The organism is Arthrobacter sp. 2MCAF14, assembly GCF_052115645.1.
In the GTDB taxonomy this organism is placed as follows: Bacteria; Actinomycetota; Actinomycetes; order Actinomycetales; family Micrococcaceae; genus Arthrobacter.
Window position 1 is genome coordinate 1 of sequence record NZ_JBFRHB010000002.1, and the last position, 24,848, is coordinate 24,848.

Below are 24,848 nucleotides of genomic sequence, written 5' to 3' on the forward strand. Positions count from 1 at the left end.
CAGGCTTGTGGGAAACTTTCATCTACGAGATGCCTCTCTTTTCGGTGGTCAATGTGCTCTAGACAAGCTCCATTTTCCTCGAAAAGACGGGCATTCTCGGTTTAAACCGCCGCCCGCGTCTCGATCATCATCGGTGGATCAAGGCTAAGGCAGCTACAGCAACACACGTGTGCTACTACAGCGGCGCGACGACGGAATACCTTGACGAGTCACCCTGGATCGATTGGCTCTGCTTGCCGTCCACTCCCACCGGGATGTCTCCGGCAATGGTCACGCGGTTGAGCTTGCGCGGCTGGCCGTCGTAGTTGTCGGGGGCGTAGTGCTGGGTGATGCGGTTGTCGAAGAGCACCAACTGGTTCGGTTCCCAGTTCACGCGCACCACGTTCTCCGGTCTGGTGACGTAGGCCTGCAGCAAGCGGATGATGTCCTTCGACTCCGTATTCGATAGCCCGACGATCCGAAGGCGCTGCGCGAAGCCCCCAATGAACAATCCGCGCTCGCCGGTCAGGGGGTGGACACGCACCACGGGGTGGGCGGTTTCGAATTTGATGCGGGTGAACTCCTTGCGGCGCTCATCGGCGTTCTCATGTTCCAAGCTTTTCGGCACCGAGTAGTCGTAATCGTTGGTGTGGATCGCCCAGAGCGTGTCCGCGAAGTTCCGGAGCTCGTCCGGCAGGTCCGCGTACGCTCCCGCCGAAGAGGCGATCAGGGTTTCGCCTCCATACGACGGAAGGTCGATGCTGCGCAGGGTCGAAGCCTGCGGCGGGTTGACCACGAACGTGACGTCAGTGTGCCAGTTGTTGGCGGAACCGTTCTCGCTGTCCACGGGCAGGACATTCTCTTCGCCCTCCACGGAGGCCACGGTCGGATGCGCCGTGGTGAGCGGGCCGAAATGGCTGGCGAATTTCACCTGGGCCTCATCGCTGAGAATGTTGGCCTCCCGGAAAACGAGGGCCTTGTGTTCGTTGAGCGCGGCCCGGATTTGCGCCACGGTTTCCGGGGCGAGATCGCCGGTGAGGTCGAAGCCGCGGATTTCGGCGCCGATGCGGGATCCGAGCTTGGCAAATTCCAACTTTGTTTCAGTGATGACGGACATTTTTTGTTCCTTTTCTGTTGTGACTCTCTAGTGACTTACGGGATAGATGGATTGACGGTCAGGACCCGGATCCGACGGCGGTCCTCCAGCGGGAGAAATGCTGTTCCAGGGCTACAAGGAGGAAATTCACGGCCAAGCCCAGAAGGGACACCGTGAGAATGCCGGCGTACATGTCCGGGATAAGGAAACTGCTCTGGGAATTCACGATGAGGTAGCCGAGCCCAGCCTTCGCTCCCACCATTTCGGCGGCGATCAACACCAAAATGGAAGCCGTGCCGGCCATGCGGATACCCGTGAAAATGGTGGGCACCGCGGAGGGCAGAATCACCTTGCGGAACAGCGCGAGGCTCGAGAGGCCGAGCGATTTCGCGGCCCGGATGAGCAGCGGATCCACGGTCTTCACGCCCGCGATCGTGTTCAGCAGGACCGGAAAGAACGCCGCATACGCCACGATGCTGATCTTGGACTCTTCGCCGATCCCCAGCAGCAGTGTGAAGACGGGCAGCAGTGCAAGGGCGGCAGTGTTGCGGAACAGTTCCAGGAGTGGGTTTAGCACCGCATTGAGCCGTCCGTACCAGGCGATCAGCAGACCGAGGGATACGCCGGCCACGAGGGCTGCGCCGAATCCCGACACCGAACGGGTGAGGCTCGCGGCCAGATGCGCCTGGATGGTGCCGGATTCGAACAATTTGCCCCACGCGGCCAGGACCTCGTGCAAGGGCGGCAGGAATACCCGGGTTGAGGGGCTGGCCAGATGTGTCGGCCCGAGTTCCCACAGAGCCAGGAATGCGATGATCCCTGCGGACTTCCACAGGCCGGAACCGGCGCGCGCGGCGGCGGTCCGCACAAAGGCGGGTATCGCCGTCGTGCGCCGACGCCTCGCCTCAACAGGACCGGAGTGCCCGACGGCGGGAGGTTGCTTGGGTGCGGCGCTCGCCGCGGGCTGTTGCGCGAGTGTTGTGGTCATCAGGCTGCGCTCCTTTCGAGAGTTGTTCCCGGAACTTCATCCGGGGCCGTGCCGTCCGGCAGGATCTTGCGATGCCCGGCGTCCCGGGCCAGGCGGACTTCGTCGTGCAACAAGGTCCAGACCTTGTGCCGTTGTTCGACGAAGGCGGGGTGCGAGCGGATGTCGTCCTCGCCGTCGCGGTCCGGGATGTCCACGTCCACGATTTCCTTGAGCCGTCCGGGCCGGGCGCTGAGGACGGCGACGCGCTGCCCCAGGTACACGGCCTCGTCGATGCCGTGGGTGATGAACACAATCGTCTTTCCCGTGGCCCGCCAGATCCGCAGGAGCTCGTCCTGGAGTTGTTCACGCGTCTGGGCGTCCAACGCGGCGAAGGGTTCGTCCATGAGGAGCACATCGGGCTCATAGGCGAGGCTCCGGGCAATGGCCACTCGCTGCTTCATGCCGCCCGAGAGCTCATGCGGGAAACGGTCCTCGAAGCCGGCCAGGCCAACCAGTTTGAGGTATTCGCTTGCCTTGGCGGCACGTTCGCGGCGATTGAGCTTGCGCCCGTCCGTGCCCTTGCCTTCAAGCCCGATCGACACGTTGGCCGACGCCGTGCGCCAGGGAAAGAGCGCGTACTGCTGGAAAACCACGGCACGGTCCTTCCCGGGACCCGTCACGGGCTGGCCGTCCACCAATACCTCGCCAGAGGTGGGCGTGGACAGGCCAGCCAGGAGGTCCAGCAAGGTGGTCTTGCCGGAACCGCTGGGCCCCACCAAGGTGAGGAATTCGCCGTCGCGCACGTCGAGGCTCAAAGAGTCGAGGGCGGTGAGCGTAGTGGACGCTTTCGCGCCGGTCTTGCCAGTCGCGCCGGTCGGGGAGGCCTTGGAGCCCTTGCCGGGGCGGACGGTGAATTGCTTGGTGACGTCACGGAGGCTGATTTTTGCGGTCATCACTATCCCTTCGCTGTGCTTGTTGGGGTGCTTGATGCGAGATCGTTGAATTTGTTGGTGTAGTACTTCGACGGTGCGAGATCGCTCTTGACAATCCCCGAGCTCTTCAGCCAGGCGGACCAGCGGCTGAAATCCTCGTCCTTGATCACACCGTTGTCGGGTACTCCGGGGCTCTTCCAGTACTGCAGGTTCGCGGTGCTCTCATTGCGTCCGCGGGCGTCGATGATCTTCTTGAAGCGCGCGATCACTTGGTCGCGCGGCGTCTCGGTCTCCCATTTGATGGCCTTGGCCACGCCCGTTGCAAAGGTCCGCGCCGTGTTGGGGTTTTTCTCGATGAAGTCGTTGCGGAGCACGTACTGTCCGCCGGCGAAGGTGCCGAAGAGTTCATAGTCGTTGAAGAGGGAGCGCAGTCCACCGGCGGCAACCGCATGGTCCTGCAGGACCCCGCCCAGGCTTCCGACGTCCACTTGGCCGCGGCGGATCGCTTCTTCGGTGTCGTTGGGCGCGAGCACTACCAGTTGTACTTGCTTGATTTCGTCCTGGCTGAGGCCGTTCTTGCCGAGGTAGCTGTTGATGACGGCTTCGGAATGGGCGCCGAGGGTGTTGACTGCGATCTTCTTGCCGATGAGGTCCCTGGCGGTCTTGATGGGGCTGTCCGCCTTGACGTAGAAGCCGTTGAAGGTCTTGGCGTCTTCGCCGTAGTAGTTCACGACGGCGGTCACTGGCGCCCCTGCCTCAATCAGCTTCACGATTGCCCCGGCGAACGCACCGCCGAAGTCGGTCTGGTTGGTGGCCGCCGATTGGATGTCCTGGGGGCCGCTGGTGGTGTTGCCTACCCAGTTGAGTTTGATGTCACCCAGGTAACCGAGGTCCGCAGCCAGTTCGGGGAGCCCGACGTTGTTGGCCGAGCCTTGGTAGCGGAGCACTCTGATTTCCGGTTGACCGGCTGTTTGGCCGGCTGATTGGTCTCCCGCTTGAGCATTGCCGCCGCAGCCGGTCACCGTCAGCGCAAGTACGACGGCGGCCGCGACGCTTAGCAGGGTCTGGTGCAGTTTCATGGGAGCTACTTTCTGGGGGGAGTGGAATTCGTGGTCCGGGCGTGGTCTGGAGTAGACCGAACTGCCGGTGGGAACGATGTAAGCGCATGTCGACTGCTCAGGGGAAGCCCGCCAGTAACGCCCGGAAATGCCGGGAAACCGGGCGAAATCCGGCGACATGCCCGCGCAACTCCGGGCAATGCAAGGACACAATTCGCCCTGCGTCGCTGGGTTGAGCTGCGGGCTCCCCAAAGCGCGCCAAACCCAACTAGCTCGCAGTAGATGTCGTTTTGACGGCGCATAACGTCATCTACTGCGACCCAGTTGGGGTGGGGTTGCCTGTCACAATCGTTTTGTTCGTATTGATGCTCACACCGGTGCCAGATTCTTAGCGTTCCTGGCGGCTGGCCGGATACGGTAGATACATGACGTCAAGCACCGCCGCCGAGTCCATTCGGTCAACCCGCAAAATTCCCGCAGACATTGCCCGTTCCTGGCTCCTCGTGAACGCCATGAAGACGGAGCTTTTCGACCAGTCGGCCTCATCGCGCGCGGACGCCGTCATCCTTGATATCGAAGACGCTGTGGACCCGTCCCAGAAGGACATCGCCCGCGATAACGTCATCAACTGGCTGACCGCCGGCGGCCAGGCCTGGGTCCGCATCAACGACGCCACTAGCCCGTTCTGGGCCGACGACCTCGCCGGTCTGCGTGGCACGCCGGGCCTGTTGGGCGTCATGCTGGCCAAGACCGAGTCAGCGGACCAGGTCACCGAGTCCTTCCACCGCATGGACGGCAAGACCCCTGTGGTCGCCCTCGTTGAGTCGGCCCTCGGCATCGAGGAAGCCAACCACATCGCCCGCGCCCAAGGCGCCTTCCGCCTGGCCTTCGGTTCGGGCGACTTCCGCCGGGACACCGGCATGGCCGCAACGCCTGAGGCAATGGCCTACCCGCGTGCCAAGCTCGTCGTCGCGAGCCGCGTTGGCAACCTGCCGGGACCGATCGACGGCCCCACCGTCGGCACCAACCACCCGATCCTGCGCGAGCAGACCGGCATCACGGTGACCATGGGCATGACCGGCAAGCTCTGCCTGGCGATTGACCAGACCACAGTCATCAACGAGGTCATCAGCCCCACGCCATCCGACGTCGCCTGGGCCACCGACTTCATGAACGACTTCGAAGCCAATGGCAGGGTCATCCGCGACGGTTCCGACCTTCCGCGCCTCGGCCGCGCCGAAAAGATCATGAAGCTCGCGGTGGCCTTCGGAGTCCAGCCCTCGCTCTAAGGGCACCCACGGACGCCCGCTCACTTATGTCCGGCTTTTTCACGACGCCCGCTCACTTATGACGGCAATTCCCGAAACCATCGCGCACATGATCTGAGCGAGGGTTCGCCCGCAACCGTTGATATGTGAGCGAGGGTTCGCCCGCAACCGTTGATATGTGAGCGAGGGTCCGTCGGGTTTCCGGCCTCCAGGCCCCGCTGCTCTGGCAAGTGCCCTAAACTTGGGGGGTGCTGAATGAATTCTGGGCCACTGCCTCTATCGCCTACAAGACGCTGGTTTTCGGTGCGATGGGGCTTATCGCCGTCGGGATCATCCTCACGATCATCGGCAACACCTCCCATAACCAAGGCCTTGCACTGACGTCCTTGTTCGTGATCGGGCTCGGCCTGGTCCTGCATGTCGTGGGCATGGTGGTCCGCGGACAGCAGGTCCGCAAGGGCTTGAAGAAGTAGCCTGGCGGAGCACGGCGATGACCAAGCATGCGGTGGTGATCGCCGGAGGAGGCCCCACAGGGCTGATGCTCGCGGGCGAGCTGGCGTTGGCCGGCGTCGATGTCGCGATTGTCGAGCGGCGCCCAAGCCAGGCTCTGGCCGGCTCACGTGCGGGCGGTTTGCACTCGCGCACCATCGAGGTCCTCGATCAGCGCGGAATCGCAGATCGGTTCCTTTCCGAGGGGCAGGTGGCCCAGGTCGCGGGGTTCGGCGGCGTCCGTTTTGACATCAGCGACTTTCCCACCCGGCACAACTACGGGCTAGGGCTGTGGCAGAACCACATCGAGCGCATCCTGGCCGGCTGGGTCGCCGAGCTTGCGGTGCCGATCTACTACGGACGCGAGGTAACCGGTTTCGCGCAGGACGAGACCGGCGTCGACGTCGATCTGTCCGCCGGCGAGCCGTTGCGCACTGAATACCTCGTCGGGTGCGACGGCGGACGCAGCCTGGTCCGTAAAGCAGCCGGAATCGAGTTCCCCGGGTGGGATCCGACCACAAGCGCCCTGATCGCCCAAGTCGAGATGACCGAGCAGCCGCCATTGGGCGTCCACCCCAATGCTTTCGGCATCCACTCCTTCGGCAAGCTGGACTACAAGATTCTCGACGGCAAGGTGGTCTACGCGGATGGCGGCCCGGTGGGGGTCATGGTGACCGAAGAGCACGTCGGACCCGCCACTGACCCCACCCTCCACGACCTGAGCGAGGCGCTCATCGCCGTATGCAGCACGGATTACGGGGTCCACAGTCCTATCTGGATCTCCAGATTCACCGATATGACCCGGCAGGCCGCGAGCTACCGCGACAGGCGGGTCCTGTTAGCTGGCGACGCCGCGCACGTGCATGCCCCCGACGGCGGACAAGGCCTCAACACCGGGGTGCAGGATGCCGTGAACCTGGGATGGAAGCTGGCCCAGGTGGTCAAGCGGACATCGCCGGAGAGCCTCCTCGATAGCTACCACGCCGAGCGCCACCCGGTGGCCGCCCGTGTGCTGCGAAACACGATGGCGAGCGTCGCCCTTCGCCGCCCGGACGAACGCACAAAAGCCGTGGGCGAGGTCATTGCCGAGCTCCTAGGCATGGAGGAACCCCGCAAGCGCTTCGCGGCGATGCAGTCCGGCCTCGATGTACATTACGACGTCGGCGAGGGGCACCCGCTGCTCGGACGCCGCATACCCGATCTCGACCTGGTCACGGCTAACGGCCCGTTGCGCGTCTTCAGCCTGCTGCACGATGCCCAGCCGGTCCTCCTCAACCTTGGCGAGCCCGGCGGCATCGACATCACGCCGTGGGCGGACCGCGTCCAGTTGGTCGACGCCGCCTACCTTGGTACCTGGGAGCTTCCGGCACTCGGGGCCGTCACTCCTCCGGCCGCCGTGTTGATTCGGCCCGACGGATACGTGGCCTGGGTGGGAGACCGAACCCAGGCGGGCCTTTCCGACGCGCTGACCACATGGTTCGGACCGCCTGCCGCGGAGTAGCGGTACGGCGTCGATGCTCATCCGCAGACACGTCCCGGGCCGATAGGGTTGGACTATGACTATTAACCCGGACTTGCAGGGCCGCAGCTACCCTGCCGCAGAGGTGTACGACGTCGGCCGCGAAAAGATCCGGGAGTTCGCCCGGGCCGTGAAGGCCACCCATCCCGCTCACTTCGACGTCGAAGCCGCCAAAGCACTTGGCCACAGCGACCTCGTCGCCCCGCCGACCTTCGCCATCATCGTCGCGCAGCGGGCCGATGCCCAGCTGATCGAGGACCCCGATTCCGGGATTGACTTCAGCCGCGTGGTTCACGCGGACCAGCGCTTCACGCACCACCGCCCGATCGTTGCGGGGGATCAGTTGCGGGCCGAACTGCACGTCGACGGCGTCCGTGCCATGGGCGGCGGGGCGATGATCACCACCCGTTCGGAAATCACCACCGTGGACGGCGAGAGAGTCGCCACCACCACCTCGTCCATCCTGGTCCGCGGAGAGGGACAGTAGCCATGAGCTTGAGATTTGAAGAACTCACCGTCGGGCAGGAAATCGGCACCCGCAGCATCGAGGTCACGCGCCAGGACCTGGTCAAGTACGCCGGCGCGTCCGGCGACTTCAACCCGATCCACTGGAACGAATCCTTCGCCACCGGCGTCGAACTTCCCGGAGTCATCGCCCACGGTATGTTCACCATGGGCTCCGCCGTGCAGCTGGTGAGCGACTGGGCCGGCGACCCCGCCGCCGTCGTCGACTACCAGACGCGCTTCACCAAACCGGTGCTGGTCACCGACACGACCGGCACCAGCGAGCCCGGCGCCGTGATTGAGGTTGCCGGAGTGGTGGGAGCGCTCGACGCCGAAGCCCGCACCGCGCGCATCGACCTGACCGTCACCTTTGCCGGCCAGAAGGTCCTCATGAAGTCCCAGGCCGTTGTGAAGCTCGCTTGAGCCGGTTGCAACAATCAGCACCTTGCGCCACCGCGGCGGAACTGTCGCGGTGGCGTAATGCTGTGGTGGCCGCGTACGGCGCCAGCGGCCTGGCCTTCTCTTCGTGGGTCTCCCGCTTGCCCGCGATCCGCGATGGCCTGAACCTGACGCCCGGCACGGTAGGGCTCCTGCTGATGTGCATGACTGTGGCATCGTTTCTCTCTGTGTCGGCGTCCGGGGTGATCGTGATCCGGCTCGGATCACGACTGACCACGCGGATCGGCGGCGCCATGGTGGGCCTCGGCCTCGCGGTTGCCGGTTTTGGCACGTCCGTGCTGGCCAGCCCGGTGGTCGTAGCGCTTGGACTCATGGTGATCGGCCTCGGCACGGCCAGCTGGAACACGGCATCGAATGTCGAGGGGGCGTCACTGGAACGCGCCCTCGAACGGCACATCATGCCGCGTCTCCATGGATCCTTCAGCCTCGGCACCGTTGCGGGCGCAGGGCTCGGCGCTTGGGCCGCCGCCGCGGGACTGCCGGTCTTCTGGCATCTGGCCGCGGCCGGCCTGGTGGTCGCGGTCTCGGTGGTGACAGCCACTGCCTGGTTCCGTGCGGATATCACCCGCCATTCCATAGCGCGAGGGGTTGCCAAGGCTTTCAAGCCCGAAAGGCCGGACACCTTCGAAGATCCTTCAACCGGCCCCTTGCCGGTCATCCAGCCGGGTCAGCCCGGCCAGCAGGGACCGGCCGAACCTTTGGACAGCAAGCGCATGGTGGCCCGGGCGTGGCGCGAACGCCGGACCCTCCTGCTTGGATTGCTCGTCCTGGGGCTCGCCCTGGCTGAGGGCGCGGCGGGGGACTGGGTGGCCTTGGCATTGGCCGATGGCCACGGTCAATCCGATGCTGCCGGAGCCATCGGCTACGGAATCTTCGTGACGTTCATGACTGTGGGCCGCTTTGCCGGGACGGTGGTCCTGGACCGCTTCGGACGGGTGCCTGTAATGCGCTGGTGCTCGGCCACGGCTGTGGTCGGGCTGGCACTCTTTGTCTTCGCCCCGGTGCCGTGGCTCGCCTTCGCGGCCCTGGCCATCTGGGGTCTGGGTGCCTCTTTGGGGTTCCCGGTGGGCATGTCCGCTGCCGCCGACGATCCAGCGCACGCAGCGGCCCGGGTTTCGGTCGTCTCCACGATCGGCTATGGGGCTTTCCTTTGCGGTCCGCCGCTGTTGGGACTGCTGGCGGAGCACTTCGGCATCCTGCATTCCTTGCTCGCCGTCCTGGTCCTGCTCGTCGCCAGTTTCTTCCTGGCGCCCGTCTCGCGTACGCGCGTTCCTGAGCCGGCGCGTCCCTGAGCCGGCGCGTCCCTGAGTCGGCGCACCCCCTGAGTCGGCTGGGGCAGGCAATCCCCGCTAGGCTTGTTTGGTGACCCAGACGACGCTTTCCGAACTGACCACGGCCGCCGTTGGCGGCCCTGCCGGCACCTTTGTGGAGGCCCGCACCGAAGGGGAAATCATCGACGCCGTCCGCTCGGCGGATGCCGCGGGCGAGAAACTGCTCATCATCGGCGGGGGATCCAACCTGCTGATCTCTGACGCCGGATACCCGGGCACCGTGCTCAAGATCGCTACGCAAGGCTTCACCGTCAATTCGGAGGATAGCTGCGGAGGCGTTTCCGTGGTGGTCCAGGCCGGGCACAACTGGGATGCCTTCGTGGAGCACTCGGTGCTGCACGCGTGGTCGGGACTTGAGGCCCTTTCCGGCATCCCCGGAGCCACGGGCGCCACTCCTGTTCAGAATGTGGGCGCCTACGGTGCCGATGTCTCCCAGACCATCGCGGCGGTCCGTACCTGGGACCGCGAACGCAACGCCGTGCAAACCTTCACCAACTCCGAGCTCAAGTTCGGCTACCGGGACTCCATCCTCAAACAGACCACCACCGAGGGCTCACCGCGATACGTGGTGCTGACAGTTGAATTCCAGCTGCCGCTCGGACGCATGAGCGCGCCCATCCGGTACGCAGAACTGGCCCGGTCACTCGGGGTCGAGGCCGGGAAACGCGCGTATTCCAACGACGTCCGGCGCGAAGTCCTGCGGCTGCGTGCCTCCAAGGGCATGGTCCTCGACGCTTCGGACAGGGACACCTATTCCACGGGCTCCTTCTTCACCAACCCGATTGTCCCGGCCGCAGCGGCCGCGTCACTGCCCGAGGGAGCGCCCCAGTACCCGGCAGGAAACGATGGACTCGTCAAGCTGTCGGCAGCCTGGCTGATCGACCAGGCCGGCTTCGGAAAGGGCTTCGGACTCGAACCCGCAAGCGTCTCCGGCGGCCGCGCCTCGCTGTCCACCAAGCACACCCTGGCCATCACCAACCGGGGAGGAGCCAGCGCGGAGGATATGGTGGCGATCGCGCGCGAGGTGCGGCGCGGCGTCGTCGAGCGCTTTGGTATTGAACTGCATCCGGAGCCGCTATTGATCGGTTTGGCCCTGTAGAAAACCGCTTCGGAACCCGTGGGGAGTGCGCGTCAGCGCTTTCCGCTCGGGAGGACCTTGTTGAGGAGCAGGAACGTCAGCCCGCAGCTGGCTGCTCCCAAGAGGAAGATCTGGCTGAACGCTATGCTCTGCGGCGACGGACCGCCGGGCGAAATCCAGCCGGCTGCCGCGAAGCCAGCGACGCCCAGGAGCATAACAATGGCGGCAAGCAGGAAGCTGCGCACTTGATCGCTCGCGCCTGTCTGGAACCCTGGTTCGGAATCGTCAACGTGCCGCTCGGACGAGGGCTGGCACGCGGCGGCAAGGCCCAGGAGGAGGGCCGCGGCACCGGTGGCGGCGAGTCCCACCTCTTGGACAGCCTGCATCGACGGGGACAACCGGACCCCCGCACCAACAGCTATTGCCAAGCCGCAGACAAGCCCGACGGCGGCGGCGCACCAACCAGCGGCCGCTAACCGCCGGCTGAGCGGCCGCAGCAGCGGACCTAACTCACCGAACAGCATTCCCCTAGCGTAGGAGGGCCCGCTGGAAGGCCCCTGTGAGCGGCATGGGAGTTCCTCCAGCGTGCTAATGAGGACCGAAGCTGTCCGCCGTGCATCCTATGATGGGGCCATGGCAGCTTCGACGACGATCAGCGTCACTCCCAAAGTCATGGGCAGGCTGCGCCTTGCGAGCCAAGGATTGCTTGGCGGATTCAGCAGCCCGGAGGAATGCGTCTCCAGGATGGGCGCGATGCAGGCCCAAGACCTTGCCTCGGCGTTCTGGGCGGTGGGACAGCGGGTCCCCGGTTCTGGCCTCTCGAAGGTGCTGGAAGCGCTGGAGAACGGCACAGTGGTCCGGTCCTGGCCCATGCGGGGCACACTTCACTTGGTTCCGCCGCAGGACTTGCGCTGGATCCTGGCCATCACCGCGGATCGGTCCATGCGTTCGGTTGCCGCACGGCATCGGGAGCTTGGGATCGACGAGGCAGACATCGCCACGTGCCGGGATCTTGCCCTTGAACGGGTCACCGGAAGCCCAGGCGCAACGCGCGAGGAACTCTTCAAGATCTTCGAATCCGCAGGCCAAGTGACCGCGGCCCAACGCGGGATCCATTTGCTGTGGATCCTGTGCCAGAACGCTTGGCTGGTCCAAGGTCCTCCGGCCGGCACGGCAGGCAAAGCGCTTGGACAGCAACTATTCGTGGCCTTCGATGAGTGGATTCCGGAATCCAAGGCCTTGGGCCGTGAAGAGGGAATTGCCGAATTCCTGCTCAGGTATATACGCAGCCACGGACCGGCCACGCTCTCGGACTTCGCGTGGTGGACCCAGATTCCCAAAGCCGAGGTCCGGGCAGCCCACGAGACTATTCGCAGCCAACTCGTTGAGCTCGTCTTCCGTGGAACGTCCTATTGGCTGTCGCCTGAGACGGCAGCACTGCTCGACGACGGCGTCCCCGGCTCGCGGACGGTCTTCGCCCTGCCGGGATTCGATGAATTCCTGCTCGGGTATACGGACCGCAGCCTTGTCCTGCCCCCGGAGCATTTTCAGAAGGTCGTTCCGGGCAGCAACGGGGTCTTCAAGCGGATGATCGTGTCCGGCGGCGAAGTGGTGGGCACCTGGTCCCGCAGCGGCACCGGCCGGAGCGCCGTCGTCGTGCCCGAACCGTTCGCCCCGGAAAGCCTGACTCCGGCAGCCAAACGGTCCTTCGAACTCCAGGCCGCGAAGTACCTGCGGTTCATGGAGAGGTGAGGGACTCCCGAAAACGCCGCCGGCCCGCCATGCAGTCGCGGGCAGCGACTGGACAGCGGGCCAGTGCAGATATTCGTGCAGGAGTCCTAGAGGGTGCCCGTAGCGATCTTCAGCATGCGGCGCAGCGGCTCGGCAGCGCCCCAGAGGAGCTGGTCGCCCACCGTGAAGGCGCTGATGTACTCAGGGCCCATCTCGAGCTTGCGGATACGGCCCACGGGGATCTCCAAGGTGCCGGAGGCGGCTACCGGGGTGAGGTCCGCCATGGAGGCTTCCTTGGTGTTGGGAACGACTTTGGCCCACTCGTTGTCAGCGTCGAGGAGCTTCTCGATTTCGGCGACGGACAGGTCCTCGCGCAGCTTGAGCGTCAGTGCCTGGGAGTGGGAGCGCATGGCGCCGATACGGACGCAGAGGCCGTCCATGACCACATGGTCCTTGCCTGGTTTTCCGTTGCCCGTGCCGAGGATCTTGTTGGTTTCCACCCCGGCCTTCCACTCTTCCTTGGACTGGCCGTTGCCGAGGTCGGCATCGATCCACGGGATCAGGGAGCCGGCCAGCGGCGCGCCGAACTGGGTGGCGTCGACGCCGGAGCGCTGGGTCGCCAAGACCTTGCGGTCGATTTCCAGGATCGCCGAGGCCGGATCGTCCAGTTCGCTGCTGACTTCGTTGTTGAGGGTGCCGAACTGATTGAGCAGTTCGCGCATGTGGCGGGCACCGCCGCCCGAGGCCGCCTGGTAGGTCATGGAGGTACCCCACTCGACCAGGTTGTTCTTGAACAGGCCGCCGAGCCCCATGAGCATGCAGGAAACCGTGCAGTTGCCGCCGATGTAGTCCTTCACGCCGCCGGACAGGCCTGCGTCGATGACGTCGCGGTTGATGGGGTCCAGCACGATGATGGAGTCGTCGTTCATGCGCAGGGTGGACGCGGCGTCGATCCACAGCCCGTCCCAGCCGCGGCCGCGCAGCTCACCGTGGACTTTCTTCGTGTAGTCGCCGCCCTGGGCCGTGACAATAATCGGCAGCTTGGCAAGAGTCTCAATATCGAACGCGTTCTCGAGCTTGCCTGAGCCGTCGGCAAATGACGGCGCGGCACCTCCAGCGTTCGAGGTGGAGAAAAATACCGGGTTGATGTTGGCGAAGTCGCCTTCTTCCTGCATGCGCTGCATCAGGACGGAGCCGACCATGCCACGCCAACCGACCAGTCCAACGGACGGATTAGCTGCTGTAGTCATTGAACCAGTCTAGACTTTCGCGGCTCCCAGCCGCTGTCGGTTACGTCACGAGGAAATCCGCGACGGCGGTTCCCGGACCCAACTGACTGGCAGTAGATGCCGTTTTGGGCGTTCATAACGACAACTAATGCGAGTTAGTTGGGCAGGGCACACAGAGCCTTACTTGCCGGAGTCGGGTTCTTCCAGCAGGGCCGCCTTGCGGGCGCGCAGGGCGTAGAAGGCGCCAAAAGCGAAGACCTGGGTCACAACTACAAGCACGATGATTCCCAGGATCTTGTTGCCGCCCAGGATCATGGTGAGTCCAACGATCGCGGACAGGAGCGCGAAGAGCGGCAACAACATGTAGCCGAGCACGAACAGGGTCTCAGGTTTCTTCAGCATTCTCAGTCTTCCGTCCGGCGCCATGTGGCGATCCGGTAGTTGGTGCCGTTCTTGGACGTCAGCCAGCCTTCAGCCGGCTCCGTCGCCTCAAGATTCCAGGCCTCGCCGAACTCCGGCGCGTAAGTGTCGCCGTCGGTGTCGGTTTCGATAACCGTGACGACGGCGACATTCGCGATATCCATGGACTGCCGGTAAATTTCGCCGCCGCCAATGATCCAGACATTCTGGCCGCCCGGTGCGAACTGGGACTCGAGCAGGGCTGCGTCAAGGGATGAAACCACGACGGCGCCACGTGCTTCGGGCGAGTCCGCCCAGCCGTGTTGCCGGGTCACCACGATATTGGTGCGGCCGGGCAAGGGCCGGTACTTTGCCGGAAAGGACTCCCAGGTTTTCCGGCCCATGATGACCGGATGTCCTTTTGTCAGCCGGCTGAAATGCTGCAGATCTTCGGGAACGTGCCAAGGCATGGTCCCGCCCTTGCCGATCACTCCGCTGCCCGTCTGTGCCCAGACCAGGCCGATTCCGTTGAGCGTTTCCGCGTCCTCCCCGGAGGAAAGCGTTTCCGCGGCAGGAGTTTCGTGGGTGTTCATACCGCCACGGGCGCTTTGATCGAGGGGTGGTGGCGGTAGCCGACTACTTCGAAGTCCTCGAAGGTGTAGTCGAAGATCGAGTCCGGCTTGCGGGCGAAGCGCAGTTGCGGGTACTCGTAAGGCTCCCGGGAGAGCTGCTCGGTGACTTGTTCCACGTGGTTGTCGTAGACGTGGACGTCCCCGCCGGTCCACACGAAATCGCCGGGCTCAAGGCCCAGCTGCTGGGCCACCATGCAAGTCAGCAGAGCATAGGAAGCGATGTTGAAAGGAACGCCCAGGAACATGTCTGCCGAACGCTGGTACAGCTGGCAGGACAACTTGCCGTCGGCTACGTAGAACTGGAAGAACGCGTGGCACGGCGGCAGGGCCATGTCCTTGATCTCGGACACGTTCCATGCCGAAACGATGTGCCGGCGCGAATCCGGGTTGGCGGCCAGGCCCTTCATAAGCTCGGCGATCTGGTCAATGTGCCCGCCATCGGGGGTCGGCCAGCTGCGCCACTGCACGCCGTACACCGGGCCGAGTTCGCCGTCGGCGTCCGCCCATTCGTCCCAGATGGTGACACCCTGCTCCTGGAGCCACTCCACGTTCGACTCGCCGCGGAGGAACCACAAGAGCTCCAGCGCGAGGGATTTGAAGTGCACCCGTTTGGTGGTTATGAGCGGGAAACCCTGGCTCAAATCGAAGCGCAACTGGCGGCCGAAAACGCTCCGCGTGCCGGTGCCCGTACGGTCCGCCTTATGTGTGCCGTTGGCCATGACGTCGCGCAGGAGGTCTTCATATGGGGTTGGGATGCTCACGCACCCAGCTTACTGGAGTCAGTCGTCGAAGGGCTTGATCTGTTCCACGGCCACAACGCGCTGGCCGTTTGCCCGGGCCACGTGGCACACGATCATCTCGCCAGGCGCCAGGTACGGATCCTGGGCAGGCAGCATCCCGTGAAGCTCGGGGCCCATACGCTCGCCGAGCGTCTTCAGGACGGTGGGGAGTGCCGGCCTGTGGGTGCACAGCGCAACCCCGCGCTGCTTGTCGAACAAGCCCTCGACGACGGCGGATGTCTTCTTCGGGCTCCTCTGGTGGTTGTGCTCGGTCAAGGCTTCCACGAGTTTCACCTTGGCTCCGGCTGCCTTGGCGTACGGCGCGATGGTGGATACGCACCTTGCCCAGGGACTGCTCACGATCCGGAGGGGCTTCCACACGCCCAAAAGCCGTTCCACGGCCAGCGCCTGCCGGAGTCCAGTCACGGCCAGCGGGCGGCTACCTTCGGCCTTGGACCAGGAGGATCGTGGCTTGGCCTTGGCATGACGCACCAGAATCAGGGGCCAGGTTTCCAGCTCACCATTCAGGTGTGCCTTCGCCAGCGCCTGGAGGGGTCCCACATCCGTCGGGTTGCTGAGGAAACGTGCCGCTTTGTCCGGCGCGGCCCACATGTAGGCATCCACTTCCTCGCCGTCCGGCTTGATGATGGACCCGTTGACCTGCGTCGCCCAGTAATGCACCACCTTCAACCCGGCCGCCACATGGTAGTGGGTCGGAGGAAGGGGGATCCCGAGGGCAGCGTCGAGGCCGATCTCTTCTTTGATCTCGCGGACGGCGCACTCCGGGATGGTTTCCCCGGAGTCGAGCTTGCCCTTGGGCCAGGACCAGTCGTCGTATTTTGGCCGATGAATCAGCAGGACCTCAAGGGCGCCCTTGGTTACGCGCCAAGGAATAGCGCCGGCGGCCGTGACGGCGATCGGCTCCCCGGGATGGTCCGTCTGGTCTGCAACAGGTGTATCGCTCTTCAACTTTTCGCTGCCTACCGCCGGGCAACTGCACGTTGGCGGGACCGGGAGGCAAGAAGCCAGGACTGGATGTCCAACAGCGGCGTGCCGTCTTCGGTCTGGTGGAACCTGGTCCAGTGGCCTTGGTTGTCGAGGTGCCAGCTGGCCGTGCCTGGGTCCATGTAACGGCGCAGCAGGTCCATGACCTCGGCCGTGTCTTCGCGGTTGGAGAGCTGTACCAAGGCCTCAACCCGGCGGTCGAGGTTGCGGTGCATCATGTCCGCAGAGCCGATGTAGACCACGGGATCGTTGGCATTGGCGAAGGCAAACACGCGCGAGTGCTCCAGGAAGCGGCCAAGGACGGAGCGCACCGTGATGTTCTCGCTCAGTCCAGGCACTCCCGGACGCAGCGAGCAGATGCCACGGACAATGACGTCAACCTTTACCCCGGCCTGTGACGCCCGGTAAAGGGCATCGATGGTGGCCTCGTCAACCATGGAGTTGACCTTGATCTGGACCTTGGCGGTAATTCCCGCGCGGGCGTTGCGGATCTCGGTCTCGATCCTGTCGATCAGGCCGGACCGCACCGAGCGCGGCGCCACGAGGAGCCGCTTGAAGGTCGACTTGGGGGCATATCCGGAGAGCTGGTTGAAGAGCTTGGACAGGTCCTCGCCCACCTGCTCATTGGAGGTCAACAGGCCAAGGTCCTCGTAGTAGCGGGCCGTCCGTGGGTGGTAGTTGCCCGTGCCGATATGGCAGTACCGGCGGAGGCCATCCACTTCCTGACGGACAACCAGGGACAACTTGCAGTGCGTCTTGAGTCCCACGATGCCGTACACCACGTGCACGCCGGCCTGCTCAAGTTTGCGGGCCCAGGAGATGTTGGCCTGCTCGTCAAAGCGGGCCTTGATCTCCACGAGGGCCAGGACCTGCTTGCCGGCCTCGGCGGCGTCGATCAGTGCGTCCACGATCGGGGAATCGCCGGACGTGCGGTACAGGGTCTGCTTGATGGCCTGGACCTTGGGGTCGGCGGCGGCCTGCTCCAGGAAGGCCTGGACCGACGTCGAGAACGAGTCGTACGGGTGGTGCAGCAGGATGTCACGGCGACGCATCGCCGCGAAGACGTTGGCGGCTTTGGAGGTCTCGGATTCGTTCAGGTACCGCGAGGTGTGGGGCACGTGCTTGGGGTAGTGGAGGTCGGCGCGGTCAATTCCGCCGATGACCGACAGGCCCCGGAGGTCCAAGGGAGCCGGAACGGAGTACACCTCGGATTCCTCGACGCCGAGTTCCCGCACCAGGAGCGCACGGATGTTCGGGTTGATGTCGGTGGTGACCTCAAGCCGGACGGGCGGGCCGAAGCGGCGGCGCAGCAGTTCTTTTTCAAGCGCCTGCAGGAGGTTCTCGGCGTCGTCCTCTTCAACTTCCACGTCCTCGTTGCGGGTGACGCGGAAGCTGTGATGCTCCATGACTTCCATTCCGGGGAACAGCTTGTCCAGATGCACCGCGATGACCTCTTCGAGCGCGATGAATCGTGCCACGCGGCCCGGGACCGCGCCGGCACGCGGTCCGTCGATCGAGACTAGCCGCGGCAACTGGTCCGGAACCTTGACGCGTGCGAACAGTTCCTTGTCGCTCACGGGGTTGCGGACAATCACGGCCAGGTTGAGGGAAAGGCCGGAGATATATGGGAACGGGTGGGCGGGATCAACGGCGAGCGGGGTGAGGATCGGGAAGACCTTCTCGCCGAACATGATGCTCAAGCGGTGCTGGGCCTCGTCGTCGAGTTCGTCCCAGCGCATGAGGTGGATGTGCTCGTAGGCCAAAGCGGGGCGGATCTGCTCGGCAAACACGCGCGCGTGTCGTTCCTGCAGCTTCCGGGCGGCATCGCCGATCTGCTCCAGGACTTCGATCGGGCTTAGCCCGGCGGGGGAGGGCACCGCGAGCCCGGTGGCGATGCGCCGCTTCAAGCCGGCAACCCGCACCATGAAGAATTCATCCAGATTCGAGGCGAAGATGGAGAGGAAATTGACCCGCTCCAGCAGGAAGAGGTCCGGATCCTCTGCGAGCTCGAGAACCCGGGAGTTGAAGGCGAGCCAGCTCAGCTCGCGGTCCAGGAAGCGGTCCGGGGTGATGTCGCCTTCCGGTTCAAGGGAGGGCGCAAATTCGGGAATGTCGATTCGGTCCTGTGTTGCCCGCGCAGCCGGGACTTCGGAAGATCCGAAGCGGGGAGGCAAGGTTGCGCCCTTGACCTCGGTTTTGGTGGTTCCGACCGGGTCCGGGTTCATCGGGCTCTCCTTCGTTCAGCGCGGGGGGTTTGATTCAACCCTACAAGGATTCCACGTGCCGGAATCCTAGATGTCCTAGCCTTTCAGATACGCCTTGGTTCCGGATTATTTCCGGGTCAATGGCGCATACATGACATCGACGTCCCAGCGGACGAAGCCCAGCTTCTGGTAAAGGGCGACGGCCGCGGTGTTGTCGGCGTCCACATACAACATCACGGAGTGCAGCTCGTGGCTCTGGAGATACCTGATTCCGGCGACCGTGAGCGCCTTGCCAAGCCCCAGCCCTTGGGCCGCGGGGGTCACACCGACGACGTAGACCTCTCCGATGGCCGGATGGGGTCCTTGCCGGGGGTGCACCTTGGTCCAATGGAATCCGAGCAGCTCCCCGGCCGGGTTCACAGCCAGCAGGAAACCTGCGGGATCGAACCAGTCCTCGGCCATCCGCGCGTCCAGGTCGGCTCTGGTCAGGGAACCCTGCTCGGGGTGGTGGGCAAATGCCGCCCTGTTGGCGGCCAGCCAGGCGGACTCATCCTGACCCGGCACGAAGGCGCGCAACGAGACTCCCTCAGGGAGGCCGGCGTCGGGCAGCTCCGCTGTGGAGGTCATGAGGCGCATCCTCCACAGTTCGCGTGCCGGCCCGTAGCCGTAACGGGCCGCAAGCTCCGCGGCGGCCTCGTGATTCCCATGGGACCAGGCGTTCAGCCCCTCGAGCCCGCGGCTGTCCCGGAGCGAGTCCAACAGCCGGCCTGCGACACCCTGGTTGCGGTAGCTGGGGTGCACCGCCATTTCCAGGACTCCCGTCCCGTCGTCCGCTTCAACCACGACGGCGATTCCCGCCAGATCCTGGCCGCTTGCGGGATCGGACTGCTCGTCCGGGGCGTAGAGGGCCAGCGTGAGCACCGAGTGGTCGCCGGCATCGGCTCCGCGCAGCATGACCAGGGTCTGTTCGGACAGCGGGGGATTGCCGTCCGACTCCTCGGCAGCTGCGGCCAGCGTCTTGATGTCTTTCAGCAAGTCGTTGTCCGACGCGCCTTTGACGACGAGGACGGGCCAGTTCTCCGGGTGCGCAGGGCTCATGCTGCAAGGCTATACGTCTCCGGCCGGTTTGGCGGGATGGATTTTGCGGCCACTGTGTTGGCCGTGTAAGGTCTATATCTCGTCCGGCTTCGCGAAGCAGGATACGAGGGGGATCCACCAGTGGGGTGGCCTCGATACGTTCGACCCGTATGTCCTCCACTCAAGCAAGGGAAGGCCCGGACTCAGTGAGTCCGGGCCTTCCCTGTGTTTTGAAGGGTTTCGGAAGCCTAGGCCTCCGTGAGCTCGTCTTCCGGCAAGCGGACCAAGGTCAGGCGGTAGCCGACGTTGCGGACCGTGCTGATGAGGTTCTCGTGGTCCACGCCCAGCTTGGCGCGCAGGCGCCGGACGTGAACGTCCACGGTGCGCGTGCCGCCGTAGTAGTCGTAGCCCCATACTTCGGTGAGCAGCTGCTGGCGCGTGAATACCCTGCCCGGGTGCTGGGCCAGGTACTTCAGGAGTTCGAACTCCTTGAAGGTCAGGTTGAGCGGCTGCCCGTTCACGCGGGCCGTGTAGCTCGCTTCATCGATCACGACGCCGGCCGCCCGGATTTCGGTGTTGGTTTCCTCTTCGCCGGGGATGGCGCGGGCCACGGCCAGGCGGATCCGGGCTTCGACTTCGGCCGGCCCCGCCGAGTCGAGGACGATGTCATCAACAGACCATGCGGAAGAGACGGCAGCCATGCCGCCTTCGGTGAGGATCAGGATGAGGGGGGCGCTCAAGCCCGTGGCTTTGAGCAACTGGGTCAGGGAGCGGGCTCCTACCAGATCCTTGCGGGCATCAAGGAAGACGACGTCGGTGGGGTCGGTTTCGAGCAGGGCCGTTGGCTCTGCCGGAAGGATGTGGACCCGGTGGTTCAATAGCTCCAAGGCGGGCAGGATGTCTACCGACGAGCCGGTGCTGTTCGTCAGGAGCAGGATGTGCGACATAGTTCCTCCAATGGGCGGTCCGCGCATCATCGGGCGTCTGAACCGGGTTTCCACCGGCCGGTAGCTGCTTATGGGGCGTGGTTCCGTTGTAACGGAAGCGTTGCAACAAGAAGCGCTGTTGACAACCGAGTATACCCAAAGGCCCCTGCAACGTCAGGGATTCGTGTCACCTTCAACCCATGTTTGCGACATATTTGTGCCGTATAAGGCAGGATTGGCAGGAGGTTGCTCGCAGCCTGGAACGAAATGGGGCCCATCGAGGATCCCACGAGGGCGCAACGAGGTTAGGGACACAGTGAGGTCAGGGGCGCAGTGAAGTCTTGGAGCATCGGGGTGGTCGGCCTCGTGGCGCTCGCGGTTTTCGTCGCCAGCTCTTACGGTCCCACGGAAGGGCTGGTCGCCGTCGGAGTTCTGGCGTCGGCCGCGGTTGGCATCGGTTGGCCCCATTTTCTAGCGGTCCCCGCGAAGAAAACACTCGCCACCGTGATCGGCCTGAGCGGTGCGGGTTCAGCCCTGGCTGCCGGCTTCGTGCCAGCCCCCGGATTTCTCGACGCAACCCCCGCCTTCATCGCCGCAGGCGTGATCGCGGTGTTCGTCGTGCAGCTGATTCGCGGAACCGGTCAGGCCCAACGGCTCGAATCCACCCTTGGCAGCTGCGCCGGCGTCCTGCTGAGCTGCCTTGGCGCGGGCTGGATTGCGGGTGCGAGGTTCAACGGGATCAAGGAAATGGTGTTGGTCGCCGCTCTCAGCGCCGCCGTCGCCCTCCTCGTCGGCTTGTTGCGCTGGCCGGACCGGGTCGTGGCGCCTTTGGGCATCGTGGCGGCCGGGTTGGTGGCTCCGCTGGCAGGCCTGGTGTTCTCCAATATCGCGATCGTGGCCGCCATCGTGGTGGGCGTCGTCATCGGCTCGGTCCTGGTCAGTTTCCGCCGGATGGTGACGCTTCGGCTCGGCCGCCTCAATTTCCCGTCTGTCCTTGGAATGGGCGTCGCGCCCGTCTGGGCGGTCGGTGCCTTGTGCTACTTCATCGACAAACTACTCATCTACTAACAGTTAGGATGGCATCATGTCCGTACTTGCATTTGAAATCTTCTTCCTTGTCCTCCTCGGTCTGGCCAGCCTCTCGATGGCGTGGTTCGCTGGTTTTGTCGTTTACCGTCTCTTCAAGGGCCAGAAGTAGAGCTCCCATCGCTTTTGATCAACTTGTACCTTCCGGTCCACTGAGGTAATTGCTGTGCCCATCGAAATCCCTTCCGACCTGACACCCGAATTGGTACCCCTTTCCTGGCTCATTGGTGAGTGGGAAGGCCGGGGACGGCTTGGAACCGGTGAAGAAGACTCGGATCATTTCATCCAGCATGTCTCCTTCACGCACCACGGTCTGCCCTACCTGGAGTACCGCGCGGAAAGCTGGCTCAGCGACGAGGACGGCACCAAGTTGCGGCCCCTCACGGTGGAAACAGGCTTCTGGGCGCTGGAGCGGAAAATGCTCGACGCCGACGGCGGCCCCGGCTTGATTCCCGCGGAAATTGTCCCGGTTTTGAAAACCGCCGACGACGTCGAGGCCCACCGGAACGCGGACGGCGGGTTCGACATCACCGTGACGATCGCCCATCCCGGTGGCATCAGCGAGCTGTACTACGGCCAAATCAAGGGGCCGCAGATCCAGATGAGCACCGATATGGTGATGCGCGGCGGCCACTCCAAGGAATACACTGCGGCCACACGCATCTTCGGCCTCGTGGATGGCAATCTGTTGTGGCGCTGGGATGTGTCCACTCCGGGCAAGTCGCTCGAGGCCCACGCTTCAGCTTTCCTGAACAAGCTCTAGTAGGAGGGCTTGTTCCCTGGCTTCAAGGTCTTACCGAAGAGGTCTCACTGAACGTCCCGTTTCGCAGTCCGAACCAAAGGGGAGCAGCAAGTGAACGAAGCAACAAAGCCTGCCAGCTATGACGATCTCAAAGCTGTGTTTTTCAACGGGACGCTCAAGCCATCCCCGCAAGTGAGCAACACCGACGGACTGATAGCCATCAGCCGGCGCATCATGGAAAAGCAGGGCGTCAGTACGCAGGTGATCCGCACGGTGGACCACGACATTGCCGCCGGCGTGTATCCGGACATGCGCGAACATGGCTGGGCCACTGACGAATGGCCGGAGTTGTACCCAGCCGTGTTGGAGGCCGACATCGTGGTGGTGGCCGGTCCTATCTGGCTTGGTGATAACTCCTCCCAGACCAAGAAGCTCATCGAGCGCCTCTACGCCCATTCGGGCCAGCTCAACAGCAAAGGCCAATGGGCCTACTATCCAAAAGTCGGCGGCTGCCTCATCACCGGCAACGAGGACGGCATCAAACATTGCGCCATGAACGTCCTGTATAGCCTCCAGCACGTCGGCTTCACGATTCCGCCGCAGGCCGACGCCGGTTGGATCGGTGCCGTCGGCCCCGGCCCCAGCTACCTCGACGAAGGATCAGGTGGCCCCGAGAGCGACTTCACCAACCGGAACACCACCTTCATGACGTGGAACCTGCTCCACTACGCCCGCATGCTCAAGGACGTCGGCGGCATTCCTGCCTACGGCAACCTCCCGGATGAATGGAAAGCCGGCACACGCTTCGATTTTGAAAACCCGGAATACCGCTGAGCCCCAAGGACTTCTACTACATATGACTTACAAGAGCCCCCTATTGTCGCGCCCCGGAGCTGTAGAAGGCGGCGGCGAGGACTCCGGCGTCGCGGCCCACTACGGCGAACCCCTGCGGGAGCAGCGCGCACTCGCCGCAGGCACCGCCGTCGTCGATCTTTCCTACCGGGGCGTTGTCACCGTCGCCGGCCCTGACCGACTGAGCTGGCTCAACACCCTTTCCTCGCAGCAACTGACCAACCTCCAGCCCCGTGTCTCGAGCGAACTGCTGCTCCTCACCATCCAGGGCCGCATCGAGTTTGACGCCCGCGTGGTGGACGACGGCGAGACCACCTGGCTGCTGGTCGAAGCCGCCGAGGCTGCCCCTCTTGCGGAGTGGCTCGACAAAATGCGCTTCATGTTGCGCGTCGAGGTGGCCGACGTGTCGGCCGGTTGGGCCGTCGTCGGCTCGACCAAGGCCATTGACGCGTGGTCCGGCCGGCTCGTCTGGGAGGACCCGTGGCCGCACATCGGCGTCGGCGGCTATTCCTACAGCGTGGTGGAGGAAAGCTCCCATCCCGGCCTTGAGCGTCCCTGGTTCGAGTACCTCATTCCCGCGGTCGAGCTTGAAGCGGCCGTTGAAGGCATGGCCCTCGCCGGCTCGTTGGCGGCGGAGGCGCTCCGCATTGCCGCGTGGCGTCCCCGGCTCGGCGCGGAGACGGACGAGAAGACCATTCCGCACGAGCTCGATCTCCTGCGGACCTCGGTCCACTTGTCCAAGGGCTGCTACAAGGGCCAGGAGACCATCGCCCGCGTCCACAACCTGGGACACCCACCCCGGCGGCTCGTTTTCCTGCAATTGGACGGCTCGCAGCACACCCTTCCGGCGCCGGGCAGCGTCGTATTTGCCGGAGAGCGCAAGGTGGGTACGCTGACATCCGTGGCCCAGCATTTCGAAATGGGGGCAGTGGGACTGGCTCTGATCAAGCGGTCCGTCGACCCGCACGAAGTGCTGACCGTGCTGGACGGTGAGGAGCCTTATCCGGCCGCCCAGGAAGTAATCGTTGCGCCCGATGCCGGACAGGTGGTGGGGCGTCAGACCGGATTCCTGAAGGGACCCCATCGATGAGCGAAACGACGGGCGCCGAAGCCCAAACGGGCGGTGCCGATGACGAGGCCATTGCCTTGGCGCATGCCTTGTTCGATGCCGCCAGGGAAGGCAACTCGCAGATCCTGCGCAGCTACCTCAATGCCGGTGCGCCAGTTGGAATGCGCACTGCCGCGGGTGACTCGCTGCTGATGCTGGCCGCATACCATGGCCACGCTGAAACCGTTCAGCTTCTGCTCTACCATGGTGCCGATGCAAACGGCGCCAACGACCGTGGCCAGACTCCGCTGGCCGGCGCAGTCTTCAAGGGTTACACGGAGGTGGCCCGGGTTCTGATCGACGCCGGTGCCGATCCCGACGCCGGTGCACCCACAGCGCGCGACGCCGCCCGGATGTTTGCCCGCACGGAGATTCTCGGACTGCTCGGATAAGCCAAG

The 24,848-nt window shown here is 64.3% G+C and carries 26 protein-coding genes; 13 read left to right on the top strand and 13 right to left on the bottom strand.

Annotated features, from left to right (window positions below):
• Positions 1 to 175 precede the first annotated feature (175 nt).
• The 4 genes from AB4074_RS01830 to AB4074_RS01845 are packed head-to-tail and all read right to left on the bottom strand — an operon-like array spanning position 176 to position 4,053.
• Positions 176 to 1,096, bottom strand: coding sequence for a TauD/TfdA dioxygenase family protein (locus AB4074_RS01830; RefSeq protein WP_441411851.1), 921 nt, complete (start codon positions 1,094 to 1,096; stop codon positions 176 to 178).
• A 58-nt stretch (positions 1,097 to 1,154) separates the two neighbouring features.
• Positions 1,155 to 2,063 carry an ABC transporter permease gene (locus AB4074_RS01835; RefSeq protein ID WP_441411852.1) on the bottom strand — a complete coding sequence of 303 codons (909 nt, stop codon included), beginning with the start codon at positions 2,061 to 2,063 and terminating at the stop codon, positions 1,155 to 1,157.
• Positions 2,063 to 2,995: an ABC transporter ATP-binding protein gene (locus AB4074_RS01840; RefSeq protein ID WP_441411853.1), complete on the bottom strand. Its 933-nt coding sequence runs from the start codon at positions 2,993 to 2,995 to the stop codon at positions 2,063 to 2,065. The genes AB4074_RS01835 and AB4074_RS01840 overlap by 1 nt, the downstream gene beginning before the upstream one ends.
• A 2-nt stretch (positions 2,996 to 2,997) precedes the next feature.
• Positions 2,998 to 4,053 (bottom strand): ABC transporter substrate-binding protein, encoded by a 1,056-nt coding sequence (locus tag AB4074_RS01845; protein ID WP_441411854.1) that lies wholly within the window; start codon positions 4,051 to 4,053, stop codon positions 2,998 to 3,000.
• Between the two features lie 404 nt (positions 4,054 to 4,457).
• Between AB4074_RS01845 and AB4074_RS01850 the strand changes: the two genes are divergently transcribed.
• From AB4074_RS01850 to AB4074_RS01880, 7 genes are all read left to right on the top strand, one after another.
• Positions 4,458 to 5,321, top strand: a complete 864-nt coding sequence (locus tag AB4074_RS01850) for an HpcH/HpaI aldolase/citrate lyase family protein (RefSeq protein WP_441411855.1) — start codon at positions 4,458 to 4,460, stop codon at positions 5,319 to 5,321.
• Between the two features lie 227 nt (positions 5,322 to 5,548).
• Positions 5,549 to 5,773, top strand: coding sequence for a DUF3188 domain-containing protein (locus AB4074_RS01855; protein WP_284983266.1), 225 nt, complete (start codon positions 5,549 to 5,551; stop codon positions 5,771 to 5,773).
• A 17-nt stretch (positions 5,774 to 5,790) separates the two neighbouring features.
• Positions 5,791 to 7,290, top strand: coding sequence for an FAD-dependent monooxygenase (locus AB4074_RS01860; protein ID WP_441411856.1), 1,500 nt, complete (start codon positions 5,791 to 5,793; stop codon positions 7,288 to 7,290).
• 55 nt (positions 7,291 to 7,345) lie between these two features.
• Positions 7,346 to 7,795 carry an FAS1-like dehydratase domain-containing protein gene (locus AB4074_RS01865; protein ID WP_306958999.1) on the top strand — a complete coding sequence of 150 codons (450 nt, stop codon included), beginning with the start codon at positions 7,346 to 7,348 and terminating at the stop codon, positions 7,793 to 7,795.
• Positions 7,796 to 7,797: 2 nt separating this feature from the next.
• Entirely contained in the window at positions 7,798 to 8,235 is a 438-nt protein-coding gene (locus tag AB4074_RS01870; protein ID WP_441411857.1) for a MaoC family dehydratase, read from the top strand.
• Complete coding sequence (locus AB4074_RS01875) at positions 8,232 to 9,563, top strand: MFS transporter (protein ID WP_441411858.1); 1,332 nt, start codon at positions 8,232 to 8,234, stop codon at positions 9,561 to 9,563. Before AB4074_RS01870 ends, AB4074_RS01875 begins: the two co-directional genes overlap by 4 nt.
• 70 nt (positions 9,564 to 9,633) lie before the next feature.
• The gene (locus AB4074_RS01880) at positions 9,634 to 10,701 is read left to right on the top strand and encodes a UDP-N-acetylmuramate dehydrogenase (RefSeq protein ID WP_441411859.1); all 1,068 of its coding nucleotides are present in this window, start codon (positions 9,634 to 9,636) and stop codon (positions 10,699 to 10,701) included.
• Between the two features lie 32 nt (positions 10,702 to 10,733).
• Here the strand turns inward: AB4074_RS01880 and AB4074_RS01885 are convergent, their stop codons facing one another.
• On the bottom strand, positions 10,734 to 11,204 hold the full coding sequence (locus AB4074_RS01885; protein WP_345448664.1) for a hypothetical protein: 471 nt from the start codon (positions 11,202 to 11,204) through the stop codon (positions 10,734 to 10,736).
• 109 nt (positions 11,205 to 11,313) lie between these two features.
• On the opposite strand from AB4074_RS01885, the gene AB4074_RS01890 reads away from it, so the two are divergent.
• Complete coding sequence (locus AB4074_RS01890; RefSeq protein WP_441411860.1) at positions 11,314 to 12,432, top strand: winged helix DNA-binding domain-containing protein; 1,119 nt, start codon at positions 11,314 to 11,316, stop codon at positions 12,430 to 12,432.
• A gap of 86 nt (positions 12,433 to 12,518) precedes the next feature.
• Here the strand turns inward: AB4074_RS01890 and asd are convergent, their stop codons facing one another.
• The 8 genes from asd to AB4074_RS01930 form a co-directional block, all read right to left on the bottom strand.
• On the bottom strand, positions 12,519 to 13,661 hold the full coding sequence (gene asd, locus AB4074_RS01895) for an aspartate-semialdehyde dehydrogenase (RefSeq protein WP_441411861.1): 1,143 nt from the start codon (positions 13,659 to 13,661) through the stop codon (positions 12,519 to 12,521).
• 159 nt (positions 13,662 to 13,820) lie between these two features.
• A complete protein-coding gene (locus AB4074_RS01900; RefSeq protein WP_437771080.1) occupies positions 13,821 to 14,042 on the bottom strand; it encodes an NF038396 family protein in 222 nt (73 codons plus the stop codon).
• 2 nt (positions 14,043 to 14,044) lie between these two features.
• Entirely contained in the window at positions 14,045 to 14,632 is a 588-nt protein-coding gene (locus AB4074_RS01905) for a dihydrofolate reductase (protein WP_441411862.1), read from the bottom strand.
• Complete coding sequence (locus tag AB4074_RS01910) at positions 14,629 to 15,432, bottom strand: thymidylate synthase (protein ID WP_441411863.1); 804 nt, start codon at positions 15,430 to 15,432, stop codon at positions 14,629 to 14,631. The genes AB4074_RS01905 and AB4074_RS01910 overlap by 4 nt, the downstream gene beginning before the upstream one ends.
• Before the next feature lie 18 nt (positions 15,433 to 15,450).
• A complete protein-coding gene (locus tag AB4074_RS01915; RefSeq protein WP_441411864.1) occupies positions 15,451 to 16,419 on the bottom strand; it encodes an NUDIX hydrolase in 969 nt (322 codons plus the stop codon).
• A gap of 11 nt (positions 16,420 to 16,430) precedes the next feature.
• Positions 16,431 to 18,680 (bottom strand): RNA degradosome polyphosphate kinase, encoded by a 2,250-nt coding sequence (locus tag AB4074_RS01920; RefSeq protein ID WP_236812317.1) that lies wholly within the window; start codon positions 18,678 to 18,680, stop codon positions 16,431 to 16,433.
• 105 nt (positions 18,681 to 18,785) lie between these two features.
• Positions 18,786 to 19,757 (bottom strand): mycothiol synthase, encoded by a 972-nt coding sequence (gene mshD / locus AB4074_RS01925; RefSeq protein ID WP_441411865.1) that lies wholly within the window; start codon positions 19,755 to 19,757, stop codon positions 18,786 to 18,788.
• A 227-nt stretch (positions 19,758 to 19,984) separates the two neighbouring features.
• Positions 19,985 to 20,683, bottom strand: coding sequence for a winged helix-turn-helix transcriptional regulator (locus tag AB4074_RS01930; protein ID WP_059387339.1), 699 nt, complete (start codon positions 20,681 to 20,683; stop codon positions 19,985 to 19,987).
• A gap of 312 nt (positions 20,684 to 20,995) precedes the next feature.
• On the opposite strand from AB4074_RS01930, the gene AB4074_RS01935 reads away from it, so the two are divergent.
• From AB4074_RS01935 to AB4074_RS01955, 5 genes are all read left to right on the top strand, one after another.
• Positions 20,996 to 21,730 carry a permease gene (locus AB4074_RS01935; RefSeq protein WP_441411866.1) on the top strand — a complete coding sequence of 245 codons (735 nt, stop codon included), beginning with the start codon at positions 20,996 to 20,998 and terminating at the stop codon, positions 21,728 to 21,730.
• A 184-nt stretch (positions 21,731 to 21,914) separates the two neighbouring features.
• Complete coding sequence (locus AB4074_RS01940) at positions 21,915 to 22,511, top strand: FABP family protein (protein WP_437771075.1); 597 nt, start codon at positions 21,915 to 21,917, stop codon at positions 22,509 to 22,511.
• 90 nt (positions 22,512 to 22,601) lie between these two features.
• On the top strand, positions 22,602 to 23,324 hold the full coding sequence (locus AB4074_RS01945) for a flavodoxin family protein (protein WP_059387341.1): 723 nt from the start codon (positions 22,602 to 22,604) through the stop codon (positions 23,322 to 23,324).
• A 22-nt stretch (positions 23,325 to 23,346) separates the two neighbouring features.
• Positions 23,347 to 24,432, top strand: a complete 1,086-nt coding sequence (ygfZ, locus tag AB4074_RS01950; RefSeq protein WP_441411867.1) for a CAF17-like 4Fe-4S cluster assembly/insertion protein YgfZ — start codon at positions 23,347 to 23,349, stop codon at positions 24,430 to 24,432.
• Positions 24,429 to 24,842 (top strand): ankyrin repeat domain-containing protein, encoded by a 414-nt coding sequence (locus AB4074_RS01955; RefSeq protein ID WP_441411868.1) that lies wholly within the window; start codon positions 24,429 to 24,431, stop codon positions 24,840 to 24,842. Before ygfZ ends, AB4074_RS01955 begins: the two co-directional genes overlap by 4 nt.
• The last annotated feature ends 6 nt before the right edge of the window (positions 24,843 to 24,848 follow it).

Coding starts and splice junctions, on each gene's coding strand:
- AB4074_RS01860 (WP_441411856.1), top strand. CDS start 5,791: ATGACCAAGCATGCGGTGGTGATCGCCGGAGGAGGCCCCACAGGGCTG.
- AB4074_RS01870 (WP_441411857.1), top strand. CDS start 7,798: ATGAGCTTGAGATTTGAAGAACTCACCGTCGGGCAGGAAATCGGCACC.
- AB4074_RS01840 (WP_441411853.1), bottom strand. CDS start 2,995: ATGACCGCAAAAATCAGCCTCCGTGACGTCACCAAGCAATTCACCGTC.
- AB4074_RS01905 (WP_441411862.1), bottom strand. CDS start 14,632: ATGAACACCCACGAAACTCCTGCCGCGGAAACGCTTTCCTCCGGGGAG.
- AB4074_RS01885 (WP_345448664.1), bottom strand. CDS start 11,204: ATGCTGTTCGGTGAGTTAGGTCCGCTGCTGCGGCCGCTCAGCCGGCGG.
- AB4074_RS01955 (WP_441411868.1), top strand. CDS start 24,429: ATGAGCGAAACGACGGGCGCCGAAGCCCAAACGGGCGGTGCCGATGAC.
- asd (WP_441411861.1), bottom strand. CDS start 13,661: ATGACTACAGCAGCTAATCCGTCCGTTGGACTGGTCGGTTGGCGTGGC.
- mshD (WP_441411865.1), bottom strand. CDS start 19,757: ATGAGCCCTGCGCACCCGGAGAACTGGCCCGTCCTCGTCGTCAAAGGC.
- AB4074_RS01930 (WP_059387339.1), bottom strand. CDS start 20,683: ATGTCGCACATCCTGCTCCTGACGAACAGCACCGGCTCGTCGGTAGAC.
- AB4074_RS01850 (WP_441411855.1), top strand. CDS start 4,458: ATGACGTCAAGCACCGCCGCCGAGTCCATTCGGTCAACCCGCAAAATT.
- AB4074_RS01835 (WP_441411852.1), bottom strand. CDS start 2,063: ATGACCACAACACTCGCGCAACAGCCCGCGGCGAGCGCCGCACCCAAG.
- AB4074_RS01920 (WP_236812317.1), bottom strand. CDS start 18,680: ATGAACCCGGACCCGGTCGGAACCACCAAAACCGAGGTCAAGGGCGCA.
- AB4074_RS01830 (WP_441411851.1), bottom strand. CDS start 1,096: ATGTCCGTCATCACTGAAACAAAGTTGGAATTTGCCAAGCTCGGATCC.
- AB4074_RS01900 (WP_437771080.1), bottom strand. CDS start 14,042: ATGCTGAAGAAACCTGAGACCCTGTTCGTGCTCGGCTACATGTTGTTG.
- ygfZ (WP_441411867.1), top strand. CDS start 23,347: ATGACTTACAAGAGCCCCCTATTGTCGCGCCCCGGAGCTGTAGAAGGC.
- AB4074_RS01890 (WP_441411860.1), top strand. CDS start 11,314: ATGGCAGCTTCGACGACGATCAGCGTCACTCCCAAAGTCATGGGCAGG.
- AB4074_RS01845 (WP_441411854.1), bottom strand. CDS start 4,053: ATGAAACTGCACCAGACCCTGCTAAGCGTCGCGGCCGCCGTCGTACTT.
- AB4074_RS01865 (WP_306958999.1), top strand. CDS start 7,346: ATGACTATTAACCCGGACTTGCAGGGCCGCAGCTACCCTGCCGCAGAG.